The organism is Pseudoalteromonas luteoviolacea S2607 (genome assembly GCF_001625575.1).
GTDB classification, from domain to species: domain Bacteria; phylum Pseudomonadota; class Gammaproteobacteria; order Enterobacterales; family Alteromonadaceae; genus Pseudoalteromonas; species Pseudoalteromonas luteoviolacea_E.
Window position 1 is genome coordinate 176,589 of the sequence record NZ_AUXV01000007.1, and the last position, 17,238, is coordinate 193,826.

The 17,238-nt window shown below is 42.0% G+C and carries 20 protein-coding genes; 9 read left to right on the forward strand and 11 right to left on the reverse strand.

From position 1 onward, the window contains the following. The first annotated feature begins 30 nt into the window (after nucleotides 1-30). The 4 genes from N480_RS06280 to N480_RS06295 all read left to right on the forward strand — a co-directional run bounded on the left by N480_RS06280 (nucleotide 31) and on the right by N480_RS06295 (nucleotide 4,175). On the forward strand, nucleotides 31-336 hold the full coding sequence (locus N480_RS06280; RefSeq protein WP_039608683.1) for an STAS domain-containing protein: 306 nt from the start codon (nucleotides 31-33) through the stop codon (nucleotides 334-336). Nucleotides 337-353: 17 nt separating this feature from the next. Next, nucleotides 354-2,003 carry a SpoIIE family protein phosphatase gene (locus N480_RS06285; protein ID WP_063371668.1) on the forward strand — a complete coding sequence of 550 codons (1,650 nt, stop codon included), beginning with the start codon at nucleotides 354-356 and terminating at the stop codon, nucleotides 2,001-2,003. 142 nt (nucleotides 2,004-2,145) lie between these two features. Beyond that, entirely contained in the window at nucleotides 2,146-2,805 is a 660-nt protein-coding gene (locus tag N480_RS06290; RefSeq protein WP_063371669.1) for a GAF domain-containing protein, read from the forward strand. A gap of 176 nt (nucleotides 2,806-2,981) precedes the next feature. Next, nucleotides 2,982-4,175, forward strand: a complete 1,194-nt coding sequence (locus N480_RS06295; RefSeq protein WP_063371670.1) for an amino acid aminotransferase — start codon at nucleotides 2,982-2,984, stop codon at nucleotides 4,173-4,175. Between the two features lie 95 nt (nucleotides 4,176-4,270). Here N480_RS06295 and N480_RS06300 read toward each other — a convergent pair whose 3' ends face one another. After that, nucleotides 4,271-4,585, reverse strand: a complete 315-nt coding sequence (locus N480_RS06300) for a YebG family protein (protein ID WP_063371671.1) — start codon at nucleotides 4,583-4,585, stop codon at nucleotides 4,271-4,273. A gap of 205 nt (nucleotides 4,586-4,790) precedes the next feature. Here N480_RS06300 and N480_RS06305 point away from each other — a divergent pair, with 205 nt between their 5' ends. After that, nucleotides 4,791-5,090, forward strand: a complete 300-nt coding sequence (locus N480_RS06305) for a ComEA family DNA-binding protein (protein WP_063371672.1) — start codon at nucleotides 4,791-4,793, stop codon at nucleotides 5,088-5,090. Between the two features lie 18 nt (nucleotides 5,091-5,108). Here the strand turns inward: N480_RS06305 and N480_RS06310 are convergent, their stop codons facing one another. Further along, on the reverse strand, nucleotides 5,109-5,411 hold the full coding sequence (locus tag N480_RS06310) for a hypothetical protein (RefSeq protein WP_063371673.1): 303 nt from the start codon (nucleotides 5,409-5,411) through the stop codon (nucleotides 5,109-5,111). Between the two features lie 13 nt (nucleotides 5,412-5,424). Beyond that, nucleotides 5,425-5,928: a disulfide bond formation protein DsbB gene (gene dsbB / locus N480_RS06315; RefSeq protein WP_419554936.1), complete on the reverse strand. Its 504-nt coding sequence runs from the start codon at nucleotides 5,926-5,928 to the stop codon at nucleotides 5,425-5,427. A 652-nt stretch (nucleotides 5,929-6,580) separates the two neighbouring features. On the opposite strand from dsbB, the gene fadR reads away from it, so the two are divergent. Both fadR and N480_RS06325 read left to right on the forward strand, forming a co-directional pair. Then, on the forward strand, nucleotides 6,581-7,294 hold the full coding sequence (fadR, locus tag N480_RS06320) for a fatty acid metabolism transcriptional regulator FadR (protein WP_063371675.1): 714 nt from the start codon (nucleotides 6,581-6,583) through the stop codon (nucleotides 7,292-7,294). Nucleotides 7,295-7,526: 232 nt separating this feature from the next. Beyond that, nucleotides 7,527-8,132: a peroxiredoxin C gene (locus N480_RS06325; RefSeq protein WP_063355192.1), complete on the forward strand. Its 606-nt coding sequence runs from the start codon at nucleotides 7,527-7,529 to the stop codon at nucleotides 8,130-8,132. Nucleotides 8,133-8,199: 67 nt separating this feature from the next. On the opposite strand, the gene N480_RS25895 is transcribed toward N480_RS06325, so the two are convergent. From N480_RS25895 to smrB, 4 genes are all read right to left on the reverse strand, one after another. Then, the gene (locus N480_RS25895) at nucleotides 8,200-8,322 is read right to left on the reverse strand and encodes a hypothetical protein (RefSeq protein ID WP_269200961.1); all 123 of its coding nucleotides are present in this window, start codon (nucleotides 8,320-8,322) and stop codon (nucleotides 8,200-8,202) included. Between the two features lies 1 nt (nucleotide 8,323). Further along, entirely contained in the window at nucleotides 8,324-8,569 is a 246-nt protein-coding gene (locus N480_RS06330) for a hypothetical protein (RefSeq protein ID WP_063371676.1), read from the reverse strand. A gap of 173 nt (nucleotides 8,570-8,742) precedes the next feature. Further along, nucleotides 8,743-9,543: a response regulator gene (locus N480_RS06335; RefSeq protein WP_063371677.1), complete on the reverse strand. Its 801-nt coding sequence runs from the start codon at nucleotides 9,541-9,543 to the stop codon at nucleotides 8,743-8,745. A 191-nt stretch (nucleotides 9,544-9,734) separates the two neighbouring features. Then, on the reverse strand, nucleotides 9,735-10,289 hold the full coding sequence (gene smrB / locus N480_RS06340) for an endonuclease SmrB (protein ID WP_063371678.1): 555 nt from the start codon (nucleotides 10,287-10,289) through the stop codon (nucleotides 9,735-9,737). 83 nt (nucleotides 10,290-10,372) lie between these two features. On the opposite strand from smrB, the gene prmB reads away from it, so the two are divergent. Together prmB and aroC are read left to right on the forward strand one after the other, a co-directional pair. Next, entirely contained in the window at nucleotides 10,373-11,308 is a 936-nt protein-coding gene (gene prmB, locus N480_RS06345) for a 50S ribosomal protein L3 N(5)-glutamine methyltransferase (RefSeq protein ID WP_063371679.1), read from the forward strand. A 155-nt stretch (nucleotides 11,309-11,463) separates the two neighbouring features. Continuing rightward, the gene (gene aroC / locus N480_RS06350) at nucleotides 11,464-12,564 is read left to right on the forward strand and encodes a chorismate synthase (RefSeq protein ID WP_063371680.1); all 1,101 of its coding nucleotides are present in this window, start codon (nucleotides 11,464-11,466) and stop codon (nucleotides 12,562-12,564) included. A gap of 51 nt (nucleotides 12,565-12,615) precedes the next feature. Here the strand turns inward: aroC and N480_RS06355 are convergent, their stop codons facing one another. From N480_RS06355 to N480_RS06370, 4 genes are all read right to left on the reverse strand, one after another. Next, nucleotides 12,616-15,162 carry an Ig-like domain-containing protein gene (locus N480_RS06355; RefSeq protein WP_063371681.1) on the reverse strand — a complete coding sequence of 849 codons (2,547 nt, stop codon included), beginning with the start codon at nucleotides 15,160-15,162 and terminating at the stop codon, nucleotides 12,616-12,618. Nucleotides 15,163-15,294: 132 nt separating this feature from the next. Then, a complete protein-coding gene (locus N480_RS06360) occupies nucleotides 15,295-16,134 on the reverse strand; it encodes a mechanosensitive ion channel family protein (RefSeq protein WP_063371682.1) in 840 nt (279 codons plus the stop codon). A gap of 32 nt (nucleotides 16,135-16,166) precedes the next feature. Beyond that, nucleotides 16,167-16,856 (reverse strand): LrgB family protein, encoded by a 690-nt coding sequence (locus N480_RS06365; RefSeq protein WP_063371683.1) that lies wholly within the window; start codon nucleotides 16,854-16,856, stop codon nucleotides 16,167-16,169. After that, on the reverse strand, nucleotides 16,849-17,229 hold the full coding sequence (locus tag N480_RS06370) for a CidA/LrgA family protein (RefSeq protein WP_063371684.1): 381 nt from the start codon (nucleotides 17,227-17,229) through the stop codon (nucleotides 16,849-16,851). The genes N480_RS06365 and N480_RS06370 overlap by 8 nt, the downstream gene beginning before the upstream one ends. Nucleotides 17,230-17,238 lie beyond the last annotated feature (9 nt).

Consider the following 17,238-nt stretch of genomic DNA (forward strand, 5'->3'; position numbering starts at 1 on the left):
ACAATACTAAACTTTGAGTAGGAGCTTGCGATGAGCCTGAGCAAAAATGCTTCAGCTGATGGAAAGACTTTAACGATTCAAATTAAAGGAAAATTCGACTTTAATCTAGTGCAATCATTTCGCCAAGCCTATGCAGAGGTTAATGACGAAACTGAAAAAGTGGTCGTTGACTTAAGAGATACGGACTATATGGACAGCTCTGCGTTAGGCATGTTACTCAACATGAAGAAAACCCTCGGTGACTCTGTTGGGAGCATTCAAATTAGCAACTGCAGACCTCAGTTGAAAAAGATTTTGCAGATATCAAGGTTCGACAAAAAGTTTGAAATAGACTGATTGAATTAGATTATAAAATGCTAATTTTAGTTGTTGATGATCAGCCCTTAAATTGTCGGCTGTTGACAACCATGTTGGAACACCAACACTACGATGTGTTGGTTGCAAACAATGGATTGGAAGCACTGGAGTTATTAAAGCAACATGAAGTTGATATCGTGTTGCTAGACGTCATGATGCCCGTCATGAATGGTTTTGAAACCGCACCTAAGATCAAAGAGCACGCCGGAGACGTGTATCTTCCTATTATATTTATTACAGCTCTTGAAGACCATGCAAGCTTTGAAAAGTGCCTACGAGTGGGCGGTGATGACTTTATTCACAAGCCATTTGATAGGGTGATTTTGTCTGCCAAGATTCGCGCTCATGCACGAACAAGAAAGCTTAGTAAAGAAGCCAATGAACAGAAAAAGCAGCTTCAATACCATTATAATCAGACCGAAAGAGAGCATGAGATTGTTGAGCATATTTTTCGCAATGCACTTTCGGGGCAGCAAAAATTTGAATCGATTTGTGATTTTCACCTTTCACCAGCTTCGATGTTTAACGGCGACATGTTTTTAATGGCAAAAAGTCCTATTGGTGGCTTTTATTGTTTGCTAGGAGATTTTACGGGCCACGGCTTGGCCGCTGCTGTGGGAGCGCTGCCAGCTTCCAGAATTTTTTATACTATGGTGCAAAAGGGGATGGCTGTAGGGGATATAGCAACAGAGCTGAACAGTTCTCTATATACCTTGCTTCCTGGTCATATGTTTTGTGCAGCAGCGATAATCGAGATAAGTAGCTCTGGTAAAAATATTTCGGCATGGATTGGGGGGCTTCCGGATATTTATTTGATCAATAGGCAAGGAGAAATACTCAAAACCATAGAGTCTCAGCACATGGCGTTGGGTATTCTAGATGAAGAAGAGTTTGAGAGGACCATTCTTCATCTTGAAGTTGAAACAGGCACACGGTTGGTCATGGCGACGGATGGTATCATTGAGAGTGAAGGCCCAGATGGCAATATGTTTGGTGAAGCGCGTCTAATTGATACTTTGGGAAGTAAACCTGAAATCTCAACCCACGAAGTCATAGATTATGTGAGAAATTACTCCGAACATGCTGAGCAACAAGATGATCTCAGTATTGCGATTATTAACTGCCTGCCAGCAGTGCAAGAAAGTAAAACAAAATCACATTACTCGTCTATTCCCTTTGACGTTTCCGTGTCGCTTGACGCAGAGCAAATGAAAACCACAGATCCTGTCCTTGAAATTGTCAATGTATTGAGTAATGTGGAAGGGGTAGATGCGCATCGCTCAAATATATTTTTACTCCTGTCAGAGGCTTATAATAACTCGCTAGATCATGGGGTATTGGGGTTAAGTTCTGACTTAAAGAATCAAGAGGATGGCTTTTTGGAGTACTATGCTCAAAGAGCCGATGCACTTACTAAGCTAACTAAAGCGTCAATCGAGATTTCAGCGGCTTATTGCCCTTATGCAAGCAACATAACGTTCGAAATTTGTGATTCAGGTTGTGGTTTTACTCCCTCTACTGATCAAACTGACGGTTACTCCTCAAATGAACACGGTAGAGGGGTGCAGCTGCTTTCAGAAATAGCCGACAGCGTCACATATAACCAAATGGGGAATCAAGTTAAACTTGTCTACGCGCTTATTTGAAATGCGTCACACCCTATGTAATTTTTATCCCAGAAGCCCTATCTTATTGCACTTGAACTAATAAAAAATTGCACTGAACTATGGCCACATAGTGATTTGCATGTTAGATTTACTTTAGATATATAGATGTTTGGATGGCTAAATGATTTCGGCGTACTTAGATAAAACACAGACAATTCTCGAACCAGCGTTAGTAAAGAGTAAAATTGCAATGTTGGAAGAGCACCTTTCCACTCGGCATGCTCAACCGGTATGGTCATATAAAATTCCAGAATTGGGTGAAGGTGGGAGTTGTAGCCTGTTTGGGCACCTGCAAGAAGCCCCATTTTTACTGAACGACTACATCGATGATGGTGAGGAAAATGAGGCATGCTTATCTAAGCTACAAGCCATCGTGGAGTTTGTTCACAATCAAACTGGCGTTGATTGGTTTGGTATTTACCAAGCAAGATCTATCGAGGCAGAGCAACAGTTGTTGAAATTAGCATATCAGGGAGCGCCTAGTAGGCCGTTATTTCCGATTAATGAACAATTCGCTGCCACCTCAAATAATATTCAAACAGTCATGTCAGCGCGTTCTAGAATTATTAATGATATCCCAGCTTATATTACTCAAGGTGGTGAGTACTATACTTGCGATCCAAAAGTACAATCTGAAGTATGTTTACCATTGCTTGATGAAAATTTTGAGTGTGTTGGAATCATTGATGCTGAGGCATTTAGTAAAGACTTTTTTACTGCTGACAATTTATCTGTACTTGTTGCTGCATGCATGAAAATAACGCATTACCTTCCACATTAACAAGGCTCGTCTTCTTGTTAATTTGTGTTAGTATTGGTGGCAACTTTAACCCCATGGCTCTTACGCAGTATCTAGCTATTTAAATACTAAATGCTGGGCAGGGATGAGGAAGTAAAGCACGCTTTTATCCTGTCTGTCATTGTTGCGTACCAGTTTTAATAGGAAAAGAAATACACATGTTTTCAGAACTAAAACCACTTCCTACAGACCCTATTTTGGGCCTTATGGCAGCTTATAAGCAAGACAATAACCCTAATAAAATTGATTTGGGTGTAGGTGTATATAAAGATGAGCAAGGTGCTACACCTGTGCTTAAAGCTGTAAAAAAAGCAGAAGCATTTCGCCTAGAGAATGAAACAACAAAGTCTTACATCGGGTTGGCTGGAAACTTAGACTTTTGCTCGAAGATGGAACAGCTTCTGTTGGGTGATAGTCATACCTCACTATTGGCTAATCGTGTTCGTACGGCGCAAACGCCAGGCGGCACAGGTTCATTGCGCGTTGCGGCTGAGTTTATTAAACGTTGTAATAAAGACGCAACTGTTTGGGTAACAACACCAACTTGGGCAAACCATATTAGCCTATTTGAAGCTGCTGGGTTGAATGTTAAAGAATACCCATATTACGACTATGAAAATAAAGGTCTTTTGTTTGACGAAATGATCGACACGCTTAAGCAAGTGCCTAAAGGTGATGTTGTTTTAGTACATGCGTGTTGCCACAACCCAAGTGGTATGGACTTAAATGCTGAGCAATGGCAAATTTTTGCAGATCTTGCAAAAGAAGTTGGTTTCACACCACTTGTAGATATTGCATATCAGGGTTTTGGTAGTAGCTTAGATGAAGATGCAAATGGCCTTCGTTTGTTAGCTCAGACGGTTGAAGAAATGATTATCTGTTCTTCATGCTCTAAGAACTTTGGCCTATACAGAGAGCGTATTGGTGCATGTTCTATTATCTCTAAAGAAAGCGCTACAGCAGATATCTCAAACTCTGTACTACTAAGTGTTGTGCGCAGTATTTATTCAATGCCTCCAGCCCACGGTGCAGACATTGTGAACACGATCCTTTCAAGTGATGAGTTAACACAACTTTGGCATGAAGAGCTAGCTGAAATGCGTAACCGTATCAATGGGCTGCGTAGTCTTGTTAAAGGTAGCCTTGAACAGAGAAATACAGGCCATGACTTCTCATTTATTGAGCGTCAGCATGGTATGTTCTCATTCCTAGGTATTAACAAAGAGCAGATCGATCGCCTACGTGAAGAGTATTCAATCTACATTGTTGGCTCTAGCCGTGTAAATGTTGCGGGTATCAGTCAAAGTAACATTGATTACTTTTCAGATGCAGTTGCAGCAGTACTTAAGTAATCGGCTTTGCTGTATTATTAAATTAAAATGCCCAACCTATGTTGGGCATTTTGCGTTTTGTGGGACGAGTCAGTAGTTAATGGCGCTATACAAAGTCATGCTTGTTTAATTGCTGTCACCTTATTTTCATTGGCTTCATCAGCCTTTTTCGCTGGCTTTTTTGTTTCTTTCTCAGCAGCTGGCTTACTGCCTTTTAACACAGAAATAAAGTCATCTTTATATTTTGCCATTTCGAGCGCCAGAGATTCCACTTGTTGCTCGCTCAGAGGTACATCGACTTTTTCTAACATGCCTTCCAAAGCTTCTGCGACATCCAGCATTTTATCGTAGGCGTCAGCCTCTTTTTTGCTAGTAAAAGTCATTCGTTCTACTCCATTTCTTTCAACCACATATTTTACAACAACAGCCATGATCACCCTCCATAAAACACTGTTTTTTTATACAGTAAACCTAAAAAAGCTTTATTGCAACTTAAAGTCGCTTTATTAGACGCTCAAGATGAAAAAAATACAATGAAAATATTCCTATTCAGTTTACAACTTATGAGTTAAAACTTTATGTTTATCAATGCCAACAAGGCATATAAATTTAAATAGATTCAATAGGAGGGACTTCATGCTATTTAAAAACCTATGGACCGCAGGGTTACTCATTTGTGCATTTATTTTGTGCAGTGTCACACAGGCTGAGACCCAAAGTATTATGGAAGAAAGCAACGTGGTCTTAGTTAACATCAACACAGCAACCATTGAACAGTTGGTCACCTTACCCGGTATTGGGTTGCTAAAAGCTCGCGCGATTGTTGCCGATAGAGAAGAGTTGGGTGAGTTTCACGACTTTGAATCGTTAACAAGGGTGAAAGGGATAGGAAAAGGTATTGTCGACAAACTTAAGGAGCGAGTCGTGTTTCAGTGACGTGATGAAATACAGGGCCTATTCAGGGCCCTGTTCAAACTCTTTTAATGCGTTGTCTAGGTATTTAAGTGCAAATTGAATTTCCACTGGCACTGTAAATAGAGGGTAAGCTAGACCCGCAACAAGCAGTACAGGGAGTAAGTAGAAACCTTCAAAGTAAGCAAGCGCCATAAAAAAAGGTGTCAAAAGTAGCAGTTTGCAAACGGCTAAAAGTACTTTTTCTTTGCCATTTAGCATGCTCAATGCAATTGCTTTCACTTTTTGTTTGTCCCTTAAACTAAGGGATGACAATTCAGGCACTTGGCTTAATCTAAAAATCATGTGTTTCTCAATGTTATTTTTTAAATACTACAATCGGCGCAAATATTATAAAGCTAATCGCGTAGGCCGCAAAAATAACTTCCATCCAACCAGGCATAGAAAGTCCAGCAAACGACCAGTCGATACTTGAGCAGCTGCCAGTTACTGCGAAAAATGAGGGGATCCATTCATGTAATGGCACGGGGAAGTTGGGCTCAAATGCGCATGTAAATGCAAAAGGATCGGTTGTGGTTTGCATGTCAAGGTGCTCACGAGCAAGCAACCAGCCCCAAATGGCGGATACGCCCCAGCCTGCTGTCGCAATTAGTCGTATCAAATAGTTACTTCTACAACACAGCCCGACGAGAGATGCGATCAGTACACCTAAAACAGCGGTACGCTGGTAGATACACATGACACATGGCTCTAACCCCATGGCATATTGAAAGTACAACGCTACGATTTCGAATATCAAGGCACTCATAAACAAGATTGCCCAAGCAGTGGTTGAGCGAGAAAAGTTCGCCAATTTATCCAACATACTACCTCCTTTTTTTGCCGTTATTATGGCGATGTATACTAGACATCGCAATGTCTTTGCGATATCTGAGATGTATTTGCTTTAGGTATTTCTTTTTCGCAAATTTTTATTTTTTGTGTTTTTAATGGTGAATAACCAGAGAGTCACAACTGATTATTATCGTTAACGTCAGCCTGTTAGATAACATGTCCTACCTACAAATTGAAATGTTGTATTTCTGACAGTGTAATCTCAAGTTTGTTTCGTAAATTTATTAGGTTTTGGAAGAAATAGATAAACAGATAAAATGATAGCTCCTAAGGAGTGATGGAAAGGCCCACGTAGGTGTAATAGGCCAAAGGCAAATTCAGAGTGAGGTAAGTTGTGTCTCAAAATTGTGGGGGAACCTAACATAGAAATAACGAAGTATTTAAACCTCCCGTATTGTTTTAAGTGGGTTGCCTATTTCAACCGACAAAGGCCCATTTACTAATATGATTGTTGATTAGAAAGGTATTACTGCTCTTCAATGTGTAGTTACGCTTGTTACTTTGCAACCATCTGGTACAATCAGTGGATTAACGAGTTGCATTGTCGTGAATCGCCTGCTAGCAAAAGCAATGTGCTTCATGAATACAACGCCTTAAGTTGTAAATTTAAGTGGTGCTAAATGAGAATTTTTAAAGCCAAGAGCCCAGCAGGTTTTGCTGAGGAATACATAGTTGAATCGATTTGGAATGGTGAGTTTCCACCGGGTTCTATTTTGCCTGCTGAACGTGAACTATCAGAATTAATCGGAGTGACTAGAACAACTTTAAGGGAAGTACTTCAGCGTTTGGCGCGTGATGGCTGGTTGACTATTCAGCATGGTAAGCCAACACGAGTAAATAACTTTTGGGAGACTTCAGGTCTTAACATTTTGGAAGCGTTAGCTCGCCTTGATGAAGATAAAGTACCTGAGCTTACAGACCAATTACTTTCAGCTAGAACGAACATTAGTGCGATTTATACGCGTGCTGCTATCAAGCTAAATGGCGCGAAAGTTGCTGAGATTTTGTCTCAATACAATGAGTTGCCAGATACCGCAGAAGCATTTGCTGATTACGATTATCAGGTACACCACCAATTGGCGATTGCTGGTGGCAATAAAATCTATGTTCTGATTTTAAATGGTTTTAGAGGCTTGTATTCAAAAATTGGTTGCCATTATTTCTCTGAGCCTAAAATCAGGAAAATTACGCGAGAGTTTTATCGTGATTTAACAGAGTTGGCGGAGCAAGGGGACCATGACAGAGCTATTTCTCTGATCCGTAAATACGGTCACCAGTCCGGCGAACTATGGCAGCATATTCGAACGGATATGCCAGACGGCATCATGGATTAACCATCGAATGAAAAAGCTCCAATTGGAGCTTTTTTTGTATCCAAAGTCGAATGCCATCGAATTTATAGATTGTGCCTATCGGATAATTCGATTGTTAATTTGGGTAAGAGCTGAATAAAATTAGGCAAATTTTTTCAAGGGGTTGTTTTTCGTAAACAGCGCCTCAATAATTAGAATCAAATTACAAAACGATTTGTATATTGGAACTAAACCTAACTATTTGGAGAAAACAATGGGTGTATTAGTTGGCCGTCAGGCTCCTGACTTTACAGCAGCAGCAGTACTAGGTAATGGTGAAATCGTAGATAGCTATAATCTACATGAGCGTATTAAAGGTAAAAAAGCAGTTGTATTCTTTTACCCACTAGACTTCACTTTTGTTTGTCCTTCAGAGCTAATCGCTTTTGACAAGCGCTACGAAGAATTCCAAAAGCGTGGTGTTGAAGTAATCGGTGTTTCAATCGACTCACAATTCTCACACAACGCATGGCGTAACACACCAGTGAACGAAGGTGGTATTGGTCCAGTTAAATATGACCTAGTAGCTGACGTAAAACACGAAATCTGTCAGGCATACGACGTTGAGCACCCAGAAGCAGGTGTTGCTTTCCGTGGTTCATTCCTAATCGACGCTGAAGGTAACGTACGTCACCAAGTAGTTAACGATCTTCCTCTAGGTCGTAACATTGATGAGATGCTTCGCATGGTTGACGCACTAGCTTTCCACGAAGAGCACGGTGAAGTTTGTCCTGCAGGTTGGACTGAAGGTAAATCAGGTATGGACGCAAGCCCAGAAGGTGTTGCTAAGTTCCTATCTGAAAACGAAGGCCAGCTATAAGCTATATTTGCCATCGTTTTAAAACCCGCTTTATGCGGGTTTTTTACTTTCAGCACCACACATTTCATCATACCCGACCTACAAACCATTTTTGACCAATCACTTTAACTGTCTCGATAGAGAAATACGCCAGCAGTAAACTGACAACAGGCATTGCTAACAAGCTAATTAAGGTTACTTCGCTAAACATATTACTTTTCCTTTTTGACTTCATTAGAGTCATTTGGAGTCGCTTCTGCGTCCACATTGATACGAACAAAGCTGTCCACTAGGGCTTTTTTAGTATTTATTTTTAATTCAACGATACTTGTTTGAATGTTTTCACTAACACGACTTTGGATTTCATCTAGTAAATCATTACTTACTGTATTTGCATTAGCAGTTACTGATACACCAGCTAAAAGGCTTACTGTCATTAATTTTGTGAATACGTTCATTGTCTTGCTTCCTTTGTTTGTTTAGTCGCAATAACTATTACAAAGGTTGTGCCAGTTCAAAAAAATATTTTAAATGTTTGAAAATTATGGATTTTTACTTTTTAAGACAAGCTGGTTAAAAACGCTGTTAGTGAATTTAACCAGTGGTGTTGAGGTTTTTAACTATTATTTAGTTAATTTTGTTCTAGCATTTGATAGATAAGCTGTTTGACGATATTTGGCTCAAATGGCTTATCACACATCGCATTTACACCCGATTGTGCAACATTTGCTAAGTGTGTTTCATTTGCCTCTGACGTGACCATAAGAACAGGCACGTGCGCATGTTCATCAGAGCGGCGGATAGCCTCTGTGAGCTCTTGCCCGTTGACTTCTGGCATATTGTAGTCTGTGACAATGAGGTCAAACATACTTTCTTGTAGAACGGCGAGGGCTTGCGCGCCATTTTCAGCTTCAGATATGCGTGTGGCGCCGAGGTTTCGCAACACCCGTTGAATATGGTTGCGTGCAAGCGTCGAATCATCGACGACCAAGATCCTTAAATCTTGAATATCATATAAATCTAGTTCTAGCTCTTGCGGAGACAATAAATCTAAAGTGGCATTGATCGCTTTACCCAAATGCTCTTTAGTAAAAGGTTTAGGAAGTATGGCGACCACACCTGATTGCTTGTATGCCTCAAGTTGTTGTCGGCGAGTTTCACTAGAGACCAACATAAACGGTAATTGATGGTCGCTGTAGTGTGCATGCACGTGATCCAGTAATGAAAGTGCATCACCATCTGGCAAGTAGAGTGTGCAAATAATGAGATCTGGAATATGCGAATCTAGTGATTCAATGGCTGTAGCGACTGATTCTGCAAAATCAATCTGTTGCACGCCTTCTTCCTTGAGTTCATTTGCGATGATTTTACGTTGGGTCACTGAAGGCTCGACGAGTAATATCGTCAGATCTGTGCTGAGTAAGTCGTTCATGTTTAACCTGAGGATAAAAACAGAATAAATGGTAATGTCAGCTTATTCTCATTGTGGTATCTGAGCAAAAAGATACCTATACAAGAGAATGAGATTAGCTGTGTATGATTCAAAGCTAATATAGCGTATTTGTAAACAATAGGCTAGTTTCGTGTGATGTAGGGAGTGGGGAAGTTAACTGATGTTAACTTCTACCTACGAAACTCCAAATTTTGAGGAAGGTCGACTAGGATTAAAATTGCGCCTTTTCCTCCATATTCTAGCGGTGCTTGATGCATTGCTAATATATCGGGATGCTGCACAAGGTAATGTGGCACTTTATGTTTCAAAATTCGTTCACCAATGCCATGTACGATACAGGCACAGCTTACGTGTTGCTTTTTACAAGCATGAATAAGTGCTGCGAGCTCATCTTTGGCGGTTTCTTTGTTCATGCCATGCATATCTAAAATGAGCTCTGGTGCATAATCACCGCGCCTCAATTGCTTTGCGAGATATTTATCTGCGCCGGGCCTAACGTAGTTAACGGTTCCATTTGTATCTATGTCTGGCACATACTCATCTGAAAAATAAAACTCAGCCTGATGCTGCTTCTTTTGTTCCGCGATCACCTCGCCTTTAAAGCGCGTTGCTTTACGCTCATGGACAACTGTATCTTGCTTAAGTTTTTGGGTGCCGGAAATTGCTTCTCGGAATAGGTCAAAGTCATCAGAGGCCATAGTTACTTCAGGATAATCTCTAGTCATTCGTGCATTTTAAATAAAAAAAGCATAAAAACCTAGCTTAAAAACCGCTACAATGCCGCTATATACAAAGTGTGAGAATAATCATGAGTGAATTAGCAATAACTAACGAAATCGCTGAAGAGGCTTATCGTGACCTGGTAAGCATGCAGGATTGGTTACGCTGGACTACCAGTCAATTTGTCGCCAATGGACTTTTTTATGGTCATGGCACAGATAACCCTTGGGATGAGGCGGTAAATTTACTCTTACCTACGCTTAATTTACCTGTAGATGCGCCTAAAGAATTAATGCAATCAAGGCTCACAGGCACAGAGAAAAAGCGCTTAGTTGAAGTGATAAAAATGCGCATCGAACAACGCATCCCTGTACCGTATTTAACTAATCAAGCTTGGTTTGCGGGTATGCCGTTTTATGTTGATGAGCGCGTGTTGGTGCCCCGTTCTCCATTTGCTGAGTTGATCACCAAGCAATTTGAGCCGTGGGTTGAGTCACCGGATGAAGTAACACGCATTCTTGATATGTGTACTGGATCCGCTTGTATTGCCATTGCTCTAGCAAAACATTTCGAAAACGCACAAGTAGATGCCGTGGATATTTCTTTTGACGCATTGGCTGTAGCAGAAATGAATATTCACGACCATATGATGGATGAGCGTGTATTTGCCATTCAATCAGACGTCTTTAGTGGTGTGCCAGGTCAAAAGTACGATTTAATCGTTGCTAACCCACCCTATGTGGATGCGGAAGATATGGCTGATCTGCCTGAGGAGTTTCACCATGAACCCGAGTTAGGTCTTGCCTCGGGAGATGATGGCCTTGATGTAACACGTGTTTTATTAAGGGATGCCGCTGAGCACTTAACCGACAAAGGTATTCTATTTGTCGAGGTGGGTAATTCTATGGTACATATGGATGCATTGTACCCAGGCGCGCCGTTCACTTGGCTAGAGTTTGAAAAAGGTGGCCTTGGTGTGTTTATGATAAGCAAAAAAGAGCTAGTTGCTTATTTTAACGATTAATTTTTGCTGTGCTTTGCCTGTGTGAGTTATCACTGTTGTTGGCTTGGTGCGGCAGAAGTAAGTAGGCTATGAGATGCCTATTTTAGTAAGTTAGGCACAAATGTGTCTACATTGACTTTATGAGTCAAAACCGTAACGAGGAATGAGGAAAGTTAATGGCAGGTAATAGCATAGGCCAAATATTTCGGGTCACGACCTTTGGTGAAAGCCACGGTACAGCGCTGGGTGGTGTTGTCGATGGTGTACCAGCTGGGCTAGAAATAACAGAGGCTGATCTACAGGTCGATTTAGACAGGCGAAAACCTGGGCAGAGTCGCTATACAACCCAGCGCCGTGAAGGTGATGAGATAAAGATCTTATCCGGGGTGTTTGAGGGTAAGACAACAGGTACAAGTATTGGCCTTTTAATCGAAAATACAGATCAACGCTCTAAAGATTACAGCAAAATTATGGATGTTTTTCGTCCTGGTCATGGTGATTATACGTATTGGCATAAGTATGGCCACAGAGATTACCGTGGTGGTGGTCGCTCTTCTGCGCGTGAAACAGCGATTCGTGTCGCCGCAGGTGGTATTGCGAAGAAGTATTTGAAGCAAGTACATGGCATTGAAATTCATGCTTGTTTATCGCAACTAGGTCCAATTAAAGCCGAGTTATTTGATTGGTCTGAAGTAGAAAACAATGCATTTTTCTTCCCTGATCAGAGCAAGCTCGAAGCGCTTGACGAATACATGCGTGATTTAAAAAAACTAGGTGATTCGGTAGGCGCTAAGGTTAAAGTAGTTGCTAAGAATGTTCCTGTTGGCTTAGGGGAGCCTGTATTTGATAGATTGGATGCTGAGATTGCGCATTCACTTATGAGTATCAATGCTGTAAAAGGTGTTGAAATTGGCGACGGTTTTGATGTAGTTGAGCAGAAGGGCTCTGAGCATCGAGATGAGCTGACTCCCGAGGGCTTTACGAGTAACCATGCAGGCGGTGTATTGGCTGGCATTTCTACTGGTCAAGATATCATCGCGTCAATCGCACTCAAACCAACATCAAGCATTACGGTGCCTGGACAAAGTATTAATACGTCAAATGAACCAGTTGAGATGATCACCAAAGGACGACATGACCCTTGTGTTGGGATCCGAGCTATTCCAATTGCAGAGGCGATGATGGCGATTACATTAATGGATCACTTACTGCGCCAGCGAGGGCAAAATCCACATGTAGATGTGCCTCATGGTCCAATCCCTGGGCAAGTTGGCTAGTAAAAAGGCACCTTAAGGGTGCCTTTTTTAGATCTCAGGTAACTGAATTCCTTAGTTACCTTGGTTCATTTGTGTCAGTTTGTCGCCAATTGGTTTTGAGAAGTTATAGCCGTCATATTTATCCCAATTAATCGACCAAGTCATTACACCACCAAATTTAGGATAGTTGAAGGCCGGCTTGATTGTACCGCAGCTTAATCCTTTAGTTAGGCAATCCAGTGCAGCGATAATATTGGCAGTGGGTGCTTGTCCTGAGTTTGCTGATTTAGGTCCTGAAGGAAGACCGATAGCAACTTGATCATCTCTAAGAGGCGCAAAGCGCGTGCCATTGGCTAGATCAAACCCTTCGACAAGCATTTTGGCATGGGCAACCATCATATTGACAGACCCTTCTGGCGCGCTACCCGGCTCATAAGGATTGGGTAAGCCGCCATTGTTGTAAAGTTGTACGTGAAGTAAATCTAGCGTATCACGCAGTGCATCTATAACAGGGATGTAGGCGCCCCAAATACCTGAATAAGCTATCATACCACCATGAACATAAGGGTGCTCCGGAGCCATAGTTAGGACCATGTTCCCTCCCATATTTTGTTCAATTTGCTTGATTGCACGAGGTAAACGGGCTTGGATTTGAGAGCCATGGAGCAAGTTTGAACCACTTTCTAGGTCAATATCTAACCCATCAAAACCCCATTCTTGGATAATATTGGTTAAGCTGGAGACAAAGTTTGCTTCATCAGCATCTGTATTCAAAGTAATAGTACCTTCCGCACCACCTAGACTCAGCACAAATACTTTGCCTTGAGCCTGAAGGGCTTTCATATCAGCTTTGAATTGCACAGGGTCGATAGGAGGGCAGTTAGAGCGGATGTCTTTTTCAAAAGGCTTGAAATGTACAGTTCCGTCCGAGTTTCGGTCATTCTCAGCAAACGCGATATCAATAATATCCCAAGCTGGAGAGATCTCTGCCAGTGGAATAGGACAACCTGCTGGGTTCACAAAATTATGCCAGTAACCTATGAGTTTGTGCGTCTTGCCAATTGGCTTATCGATTACATTCACTGTTGAACCTGCACTGGTTGCTTGATTGCCTGCGCTATCTTTGGCTACGGCAGTTAAGGTGTGTGAACCTATCGCAGCTGCAGTATATGACCAAGTGTATGGAGCGGTTGTATCACTTCCAAGCAGAGTACCATTCGCATAGAAGCTCACATTTGCAATTGAACCAGTGAGAGCTTGTGCATCAGCAGCCATGTTGATGGTGCTGCCAACGGTGAATTGAGTACCAGAAGTTGGTTGAACTAAATCAACGACGACAGGCTTATCTGTGACGTTGACAAAAATTTGTTCAGTGCTTTCGTTCCCTTCATTGTCAATTGCAATTGCCAAGAGGGTGACGGCTCCAAGCTTTGTCGGCTGCCAGTTGGTACTACCATTACCGTTGTTGAAACTTGCAAGTAGTGTCTGATCGGCGAGGATATCCAATTGCGTCACTGTCCCATCGGCATCACTCGCACTGACAGAAACATCAGTACTTTGGCCTAACAAGACAGTGCTATTTGCACTTGGCGAATTGAAAGTTATGACAGGCGCGATAGCGCAAATACCAAGGTCCGTCCATGCATCTTGCCAGTGTTGCCCAACGCCTGGTTCGTAAGCCCATTGAGCATTAGAGCTACACCAGCCACCGACATCACAGCGGTACTTATGATTGTTGTGACTAACCAGCTCACCATTTTGATAAGTTGTGCCAGCTTTATATGATTTCAAGCCTACGCATCCACCTTGGCTTGGTGCAGCGACCTTAATTTGCGAAACCACATTACTGCTGGCAGATTGATTGTCAGTAGCTGTGACCTTAACCTGTACTTGACCTGAAATATCACTTATCCAGTTGTAATCAACGGTACCATCTGTAAATGAGGCCACTTGTGTATCATTTATAAATACGGTTGCGCTAGTCACTGTACCATTGGCGTCTGTTGCTACAGCTCGAATATTGACCGTGTCGCCAAGAGTGAACTGGCTGTTATTGGTTGGCGAGACCAGATCTATCGCTGGCGGGGTATTGGTAGTACCGTCTTGCACACTGACTGTGACTTTGCTTTGTGTGCTCTGCGCCCCTTGGTTGTCAGTTGCGATTGCAGCAATAATATGAGGACCAGTTTGTGCTACCCAGTTTGCTTGATAGGGGGCTTGATTGTCGAAACCTACTGACACGTCATCAACAAAGAATTCAACTTGGGCTATTACACCATCTGAATCCGTTGCATTTGCAGATAGGACAACGCTGTCATTTGGGGTGAAAACACTTCCTTCGGTGGGAGTCAACAAAGTCACCACTGGGCTTTGATTTCCACCACACGCACCAAGGCTTTTCCATACTTTGTAGTTACCAGAATTTTGTTGAGGGTTTTCATTTTGGCTGTACCAACGTGCCTCAAAAGCGTTATTTTGGTGTTGGACTTGATCGCCTGCACGATATACTTGAGACTGCTGCCATGCCGTGAGGTTGGTGCAATCGGCGGCAAATAGATGCATGCTCGACATGAGTATGGCACTACCGCTCAGCAAATAACTCAATTTGCTCTTTTTCATTGTTTTTCTCCTTACATGTTGTATGTTTTGTGAACAAAACGTATCCAGCATAGAACTATGTGAAGGGTTAATCAATGGCTTTTTGCGGTATAAAGGGACAGCCTTGCCTGAGCAAGGCAATTAAGAATGGTATTATCTTGGCGTTCGTTGATCTGACTTTATAGTGACCACACGTTGCGGGAAAGGTATTTCAATCTGTGCATTTTTAATCCCTGCATAAATAGCCATATTAATATTGAGCTTATTCTCAATTAATTCTGTGGTAGGAGTCCAATAGCGGTAGCTAATCACAATGGCGCTGTCAGAAAAAGACTCAATGCCCACTTGAGGAAGGGGGTCGTTTGCCACGTATTCTTCGTTTTGCAAGATAGACCGAATTATTTCAATCGCTTTATCAGCGGGTGCGTCATACGCGATACCAATTTCGCCTTCAATGTGCGAAAAGTTAAATGAGTTATGCAGCACCTCTCCAATGATGTGCTTATTAGGCACCGTAATTTCAACTTTTTGCTCGTTAACTAAAATGGTGTAACCCAACTCTATTGACTTTACTTGACCACTAACATTCTTGACACTGATCGTATCCCCAACCACAAAGGGCCGAGTGGCAATAAGTGCAAGACCTGCGCCGTAGTTAGAGAGCATCCCTTGTACAGCCAAACCTGCGCCTAAAGAAGCTGCACCAATGGCTGCAACAAAGGGGGTGACACTAATTCCCACTTTGCCTAAAGCAATGATTATGAACATACCGACAACCAACACTTTAACAACGTTAGCAACGAAGTTTGTCAGGGTGACGTCTATGTTATGTTTAAGCATTAAGCGGCGTGTGGTGTCTGCAAGCTTTTTAGACAACCATAACCCTATGATGAGAATGACTACAGCGCCCAGTAATTGCATACTGTAGTTAAGTAAATAATCTCTAATGAGATCGTAATACTTTTCAAATTGGGCGATTTCTTGCTCGATCAAGTTTGACTCCTTGTAATGCTGTGAGTGTTTTCTTATCTGCTTAAGCTACTGAGTATAGTAAACAATATCGGCACCCAAAAAGCACTTATAATTGCGCTAATAATCATTGCTGCGGAAGCAAAAGCACCGGCTTGAGGGTGATATTCCATGGCGGTTGCTGTGCCAATTGCATGGCAGCTTACACCCAGTGCGATACCTTTTGCTTGAGGTTGCTTAATGTTGCATGCCTGCAACAAACCTAATCCAAAGACACTACCAAATATACCAATTAAAATAACCATCGCGGCGGCAATACTTGGAATTCCACCGATCATATCGGTGATCAGGAGCGTCACGGGCGTTGTGACCGAAAGAGCCATAAGTGATGCGGTTAGGCTGGGTCCAGCGCCAAGTAGTATGCAAAGTATATATGCAACACTAGTCGAAAGGGTGATACCAATAAACGCACAGACAATGAGTAGCCATAAAGTCGGGCGAATAGCGTTGTACTGCGTGTACAAAGGGTATGCAAGCGCGACGATTGCTGGTTCCAGCAATATGTTGATAGGCATACTGGCAAGGTAATAATCGTAGTAATTTACACCACCTACCAGCAGTAGGCCTGCGATGATTAAAATACTAAGTAACACAGGGTTGAATAGAGCAAATGGCCTTTTATTGTATAAGTTGCGAATAACTATAAACAGGCTGAGTGTTGCAAGGCATACAATAAGGCTAATCACGATATCGCCCTTTGCTGGCAAATTTACCGACCGCGAGGATGGCTGCGGTGGGTAGGCAAACTAAGAGTATCGCAATGAGTAAGACGTTTCCTGCGAGCAAATTGAGATAGTTAATCACACCGACTCCCACAGGAATAAAGAAAAATGCAAGGTAGGCTATGAGTAGTTGGCAGGCGGACTTGACCCAATCTACGTGAATAATCCGACCTTGTAAGAGTGTAAATAACAATAACATACCTAGTAATGGGGCTGGTATAGGGAGTGCACCTAACGCCACAATCATCCTTGCAGAACAAAGACATATGACTACCATTAAAACGCCAAAAATAAATTGGGTCAGGCGTGTTAAAACGACTTTTACTTTTAGAGTCACTCAATAAAT

What these genes read in the sequence shown, in the direction of transcription:
- N480_RS06280 (WP_039608683.1), top strand. Translation starts at nt 31, where the DNA reads ATGAGCCTGAGCAAAAATGCTTCAGCTGATGGAAAGACTTTAACGATT.
- N480_RS06285 (WP_063371668.1), top strand. Translation starts at nt 354, where the DNA reads ATGCTAATTTTAGTTGTTGATGATCAGCCCTTAAATTGTCGGCTGTTG.
- N480_RS06290 (WP_063371669.1), top strand. Translation starts at nt 2,146, where the DNA reads ATGATTTCGGCGTACTTAGATAAAACACAGACAATTCTCGAACCAGCG.
- N480_RS06295 (WP_063371670.1), top strand. Translation starts at nt 2,982, where the DNA reads ATGTTTTCAGAACTAAAACCACTTCCTACAGACCCTATTTTGGGCCTT.
- N480_RS06300 (WP_063371671.1), bottom strand. Translation starts at nt 4,585, where the DNA reads ATGGCTGTTGTTGTAAAATATGTGGTTGAAAGAAATGGAGTAGAACGA.
- N480_RS06305 (WP_063371672.1), top strand. Translation starts at nt 4,791, where the DNA reads ATGCTATTTAAAAACCTATGGACCGCAGGGTTACTCATTTGTGCATTT.
- N480_RS06310 (WP_063371673.1), bottom strand. Translation starts at nt 5,411, where the DNA reads ATGATTTTTAGATTAAGCCAAGTGCCTGAATTGTCATCCCTTAGTTTA.
- fadR (WP_063371675.1), top strand. Translation starts at nt 6,581, where the DNA reads ATGAGAATTTTTAAAGCCAAGAGCCCAGCAGGTTTTGCTGAGGAATAC.
- N480_RS06325 (WP_063355192.1), top strand. Translation starts at nt 7,527, where the DNA reads ATGGGTGTATTAGTTGGCCGTCAGGCTCCTGACTTTACAGCAGCAGCA.
- N480_RS25895 (WP_269200961.1), bottom strand. Translation starts at nt 8,322, where the DNA reads ATGTTTAGCGAAGTAACCTTAATTAGCTTGTTAGCAATGCCTGTTGTC.
- N480_RS06330 (WP_063371676.1), bottom strand. Translation starts at nt 8,569, where the DNA reads ATGAACGTATTCACAAAATTAATGACAGTAAGCCTTTTAGCTGGTGTA.
- N480_RS06335 (WP_063371677.1), bottom strand. Translation starts at nt 9,543, where the DNA reads ATGAACGACTTACTCAGCACAGATCTGACGATATTACTCGTCGAGCCT.
- smrB (WP_063371678.1), bottom strand. Translation starts at nt 10,289, where the DNA reads ATGACTAGAGATTATCCTGAAGTAACTATGGCCTCTGATGACTTTGAC.
- prmB (WP_063371679.1), top strand. Translation starts at nt 10,373, where the DNA reads ATGAGTGAATTAGCAATAACTAACGAAATCGCTGAAGAGGCTTATCGT.
- aroC (WP_063371680.1), top strand. Translation starts at nt 11,464, where the DNA reads ATGGCAGGTAATAGCATAGGCCAAATATTTCGGGTCACGACCTTTGGT.
- N480_RS06355 (WP_063371681.1), bottom strand. Translation starts at nt 15,162, where the DNA reads ATGAAAAAGAGCAAATTGAGTTATTTGCTGAGCGGTAGTGCCATACTC.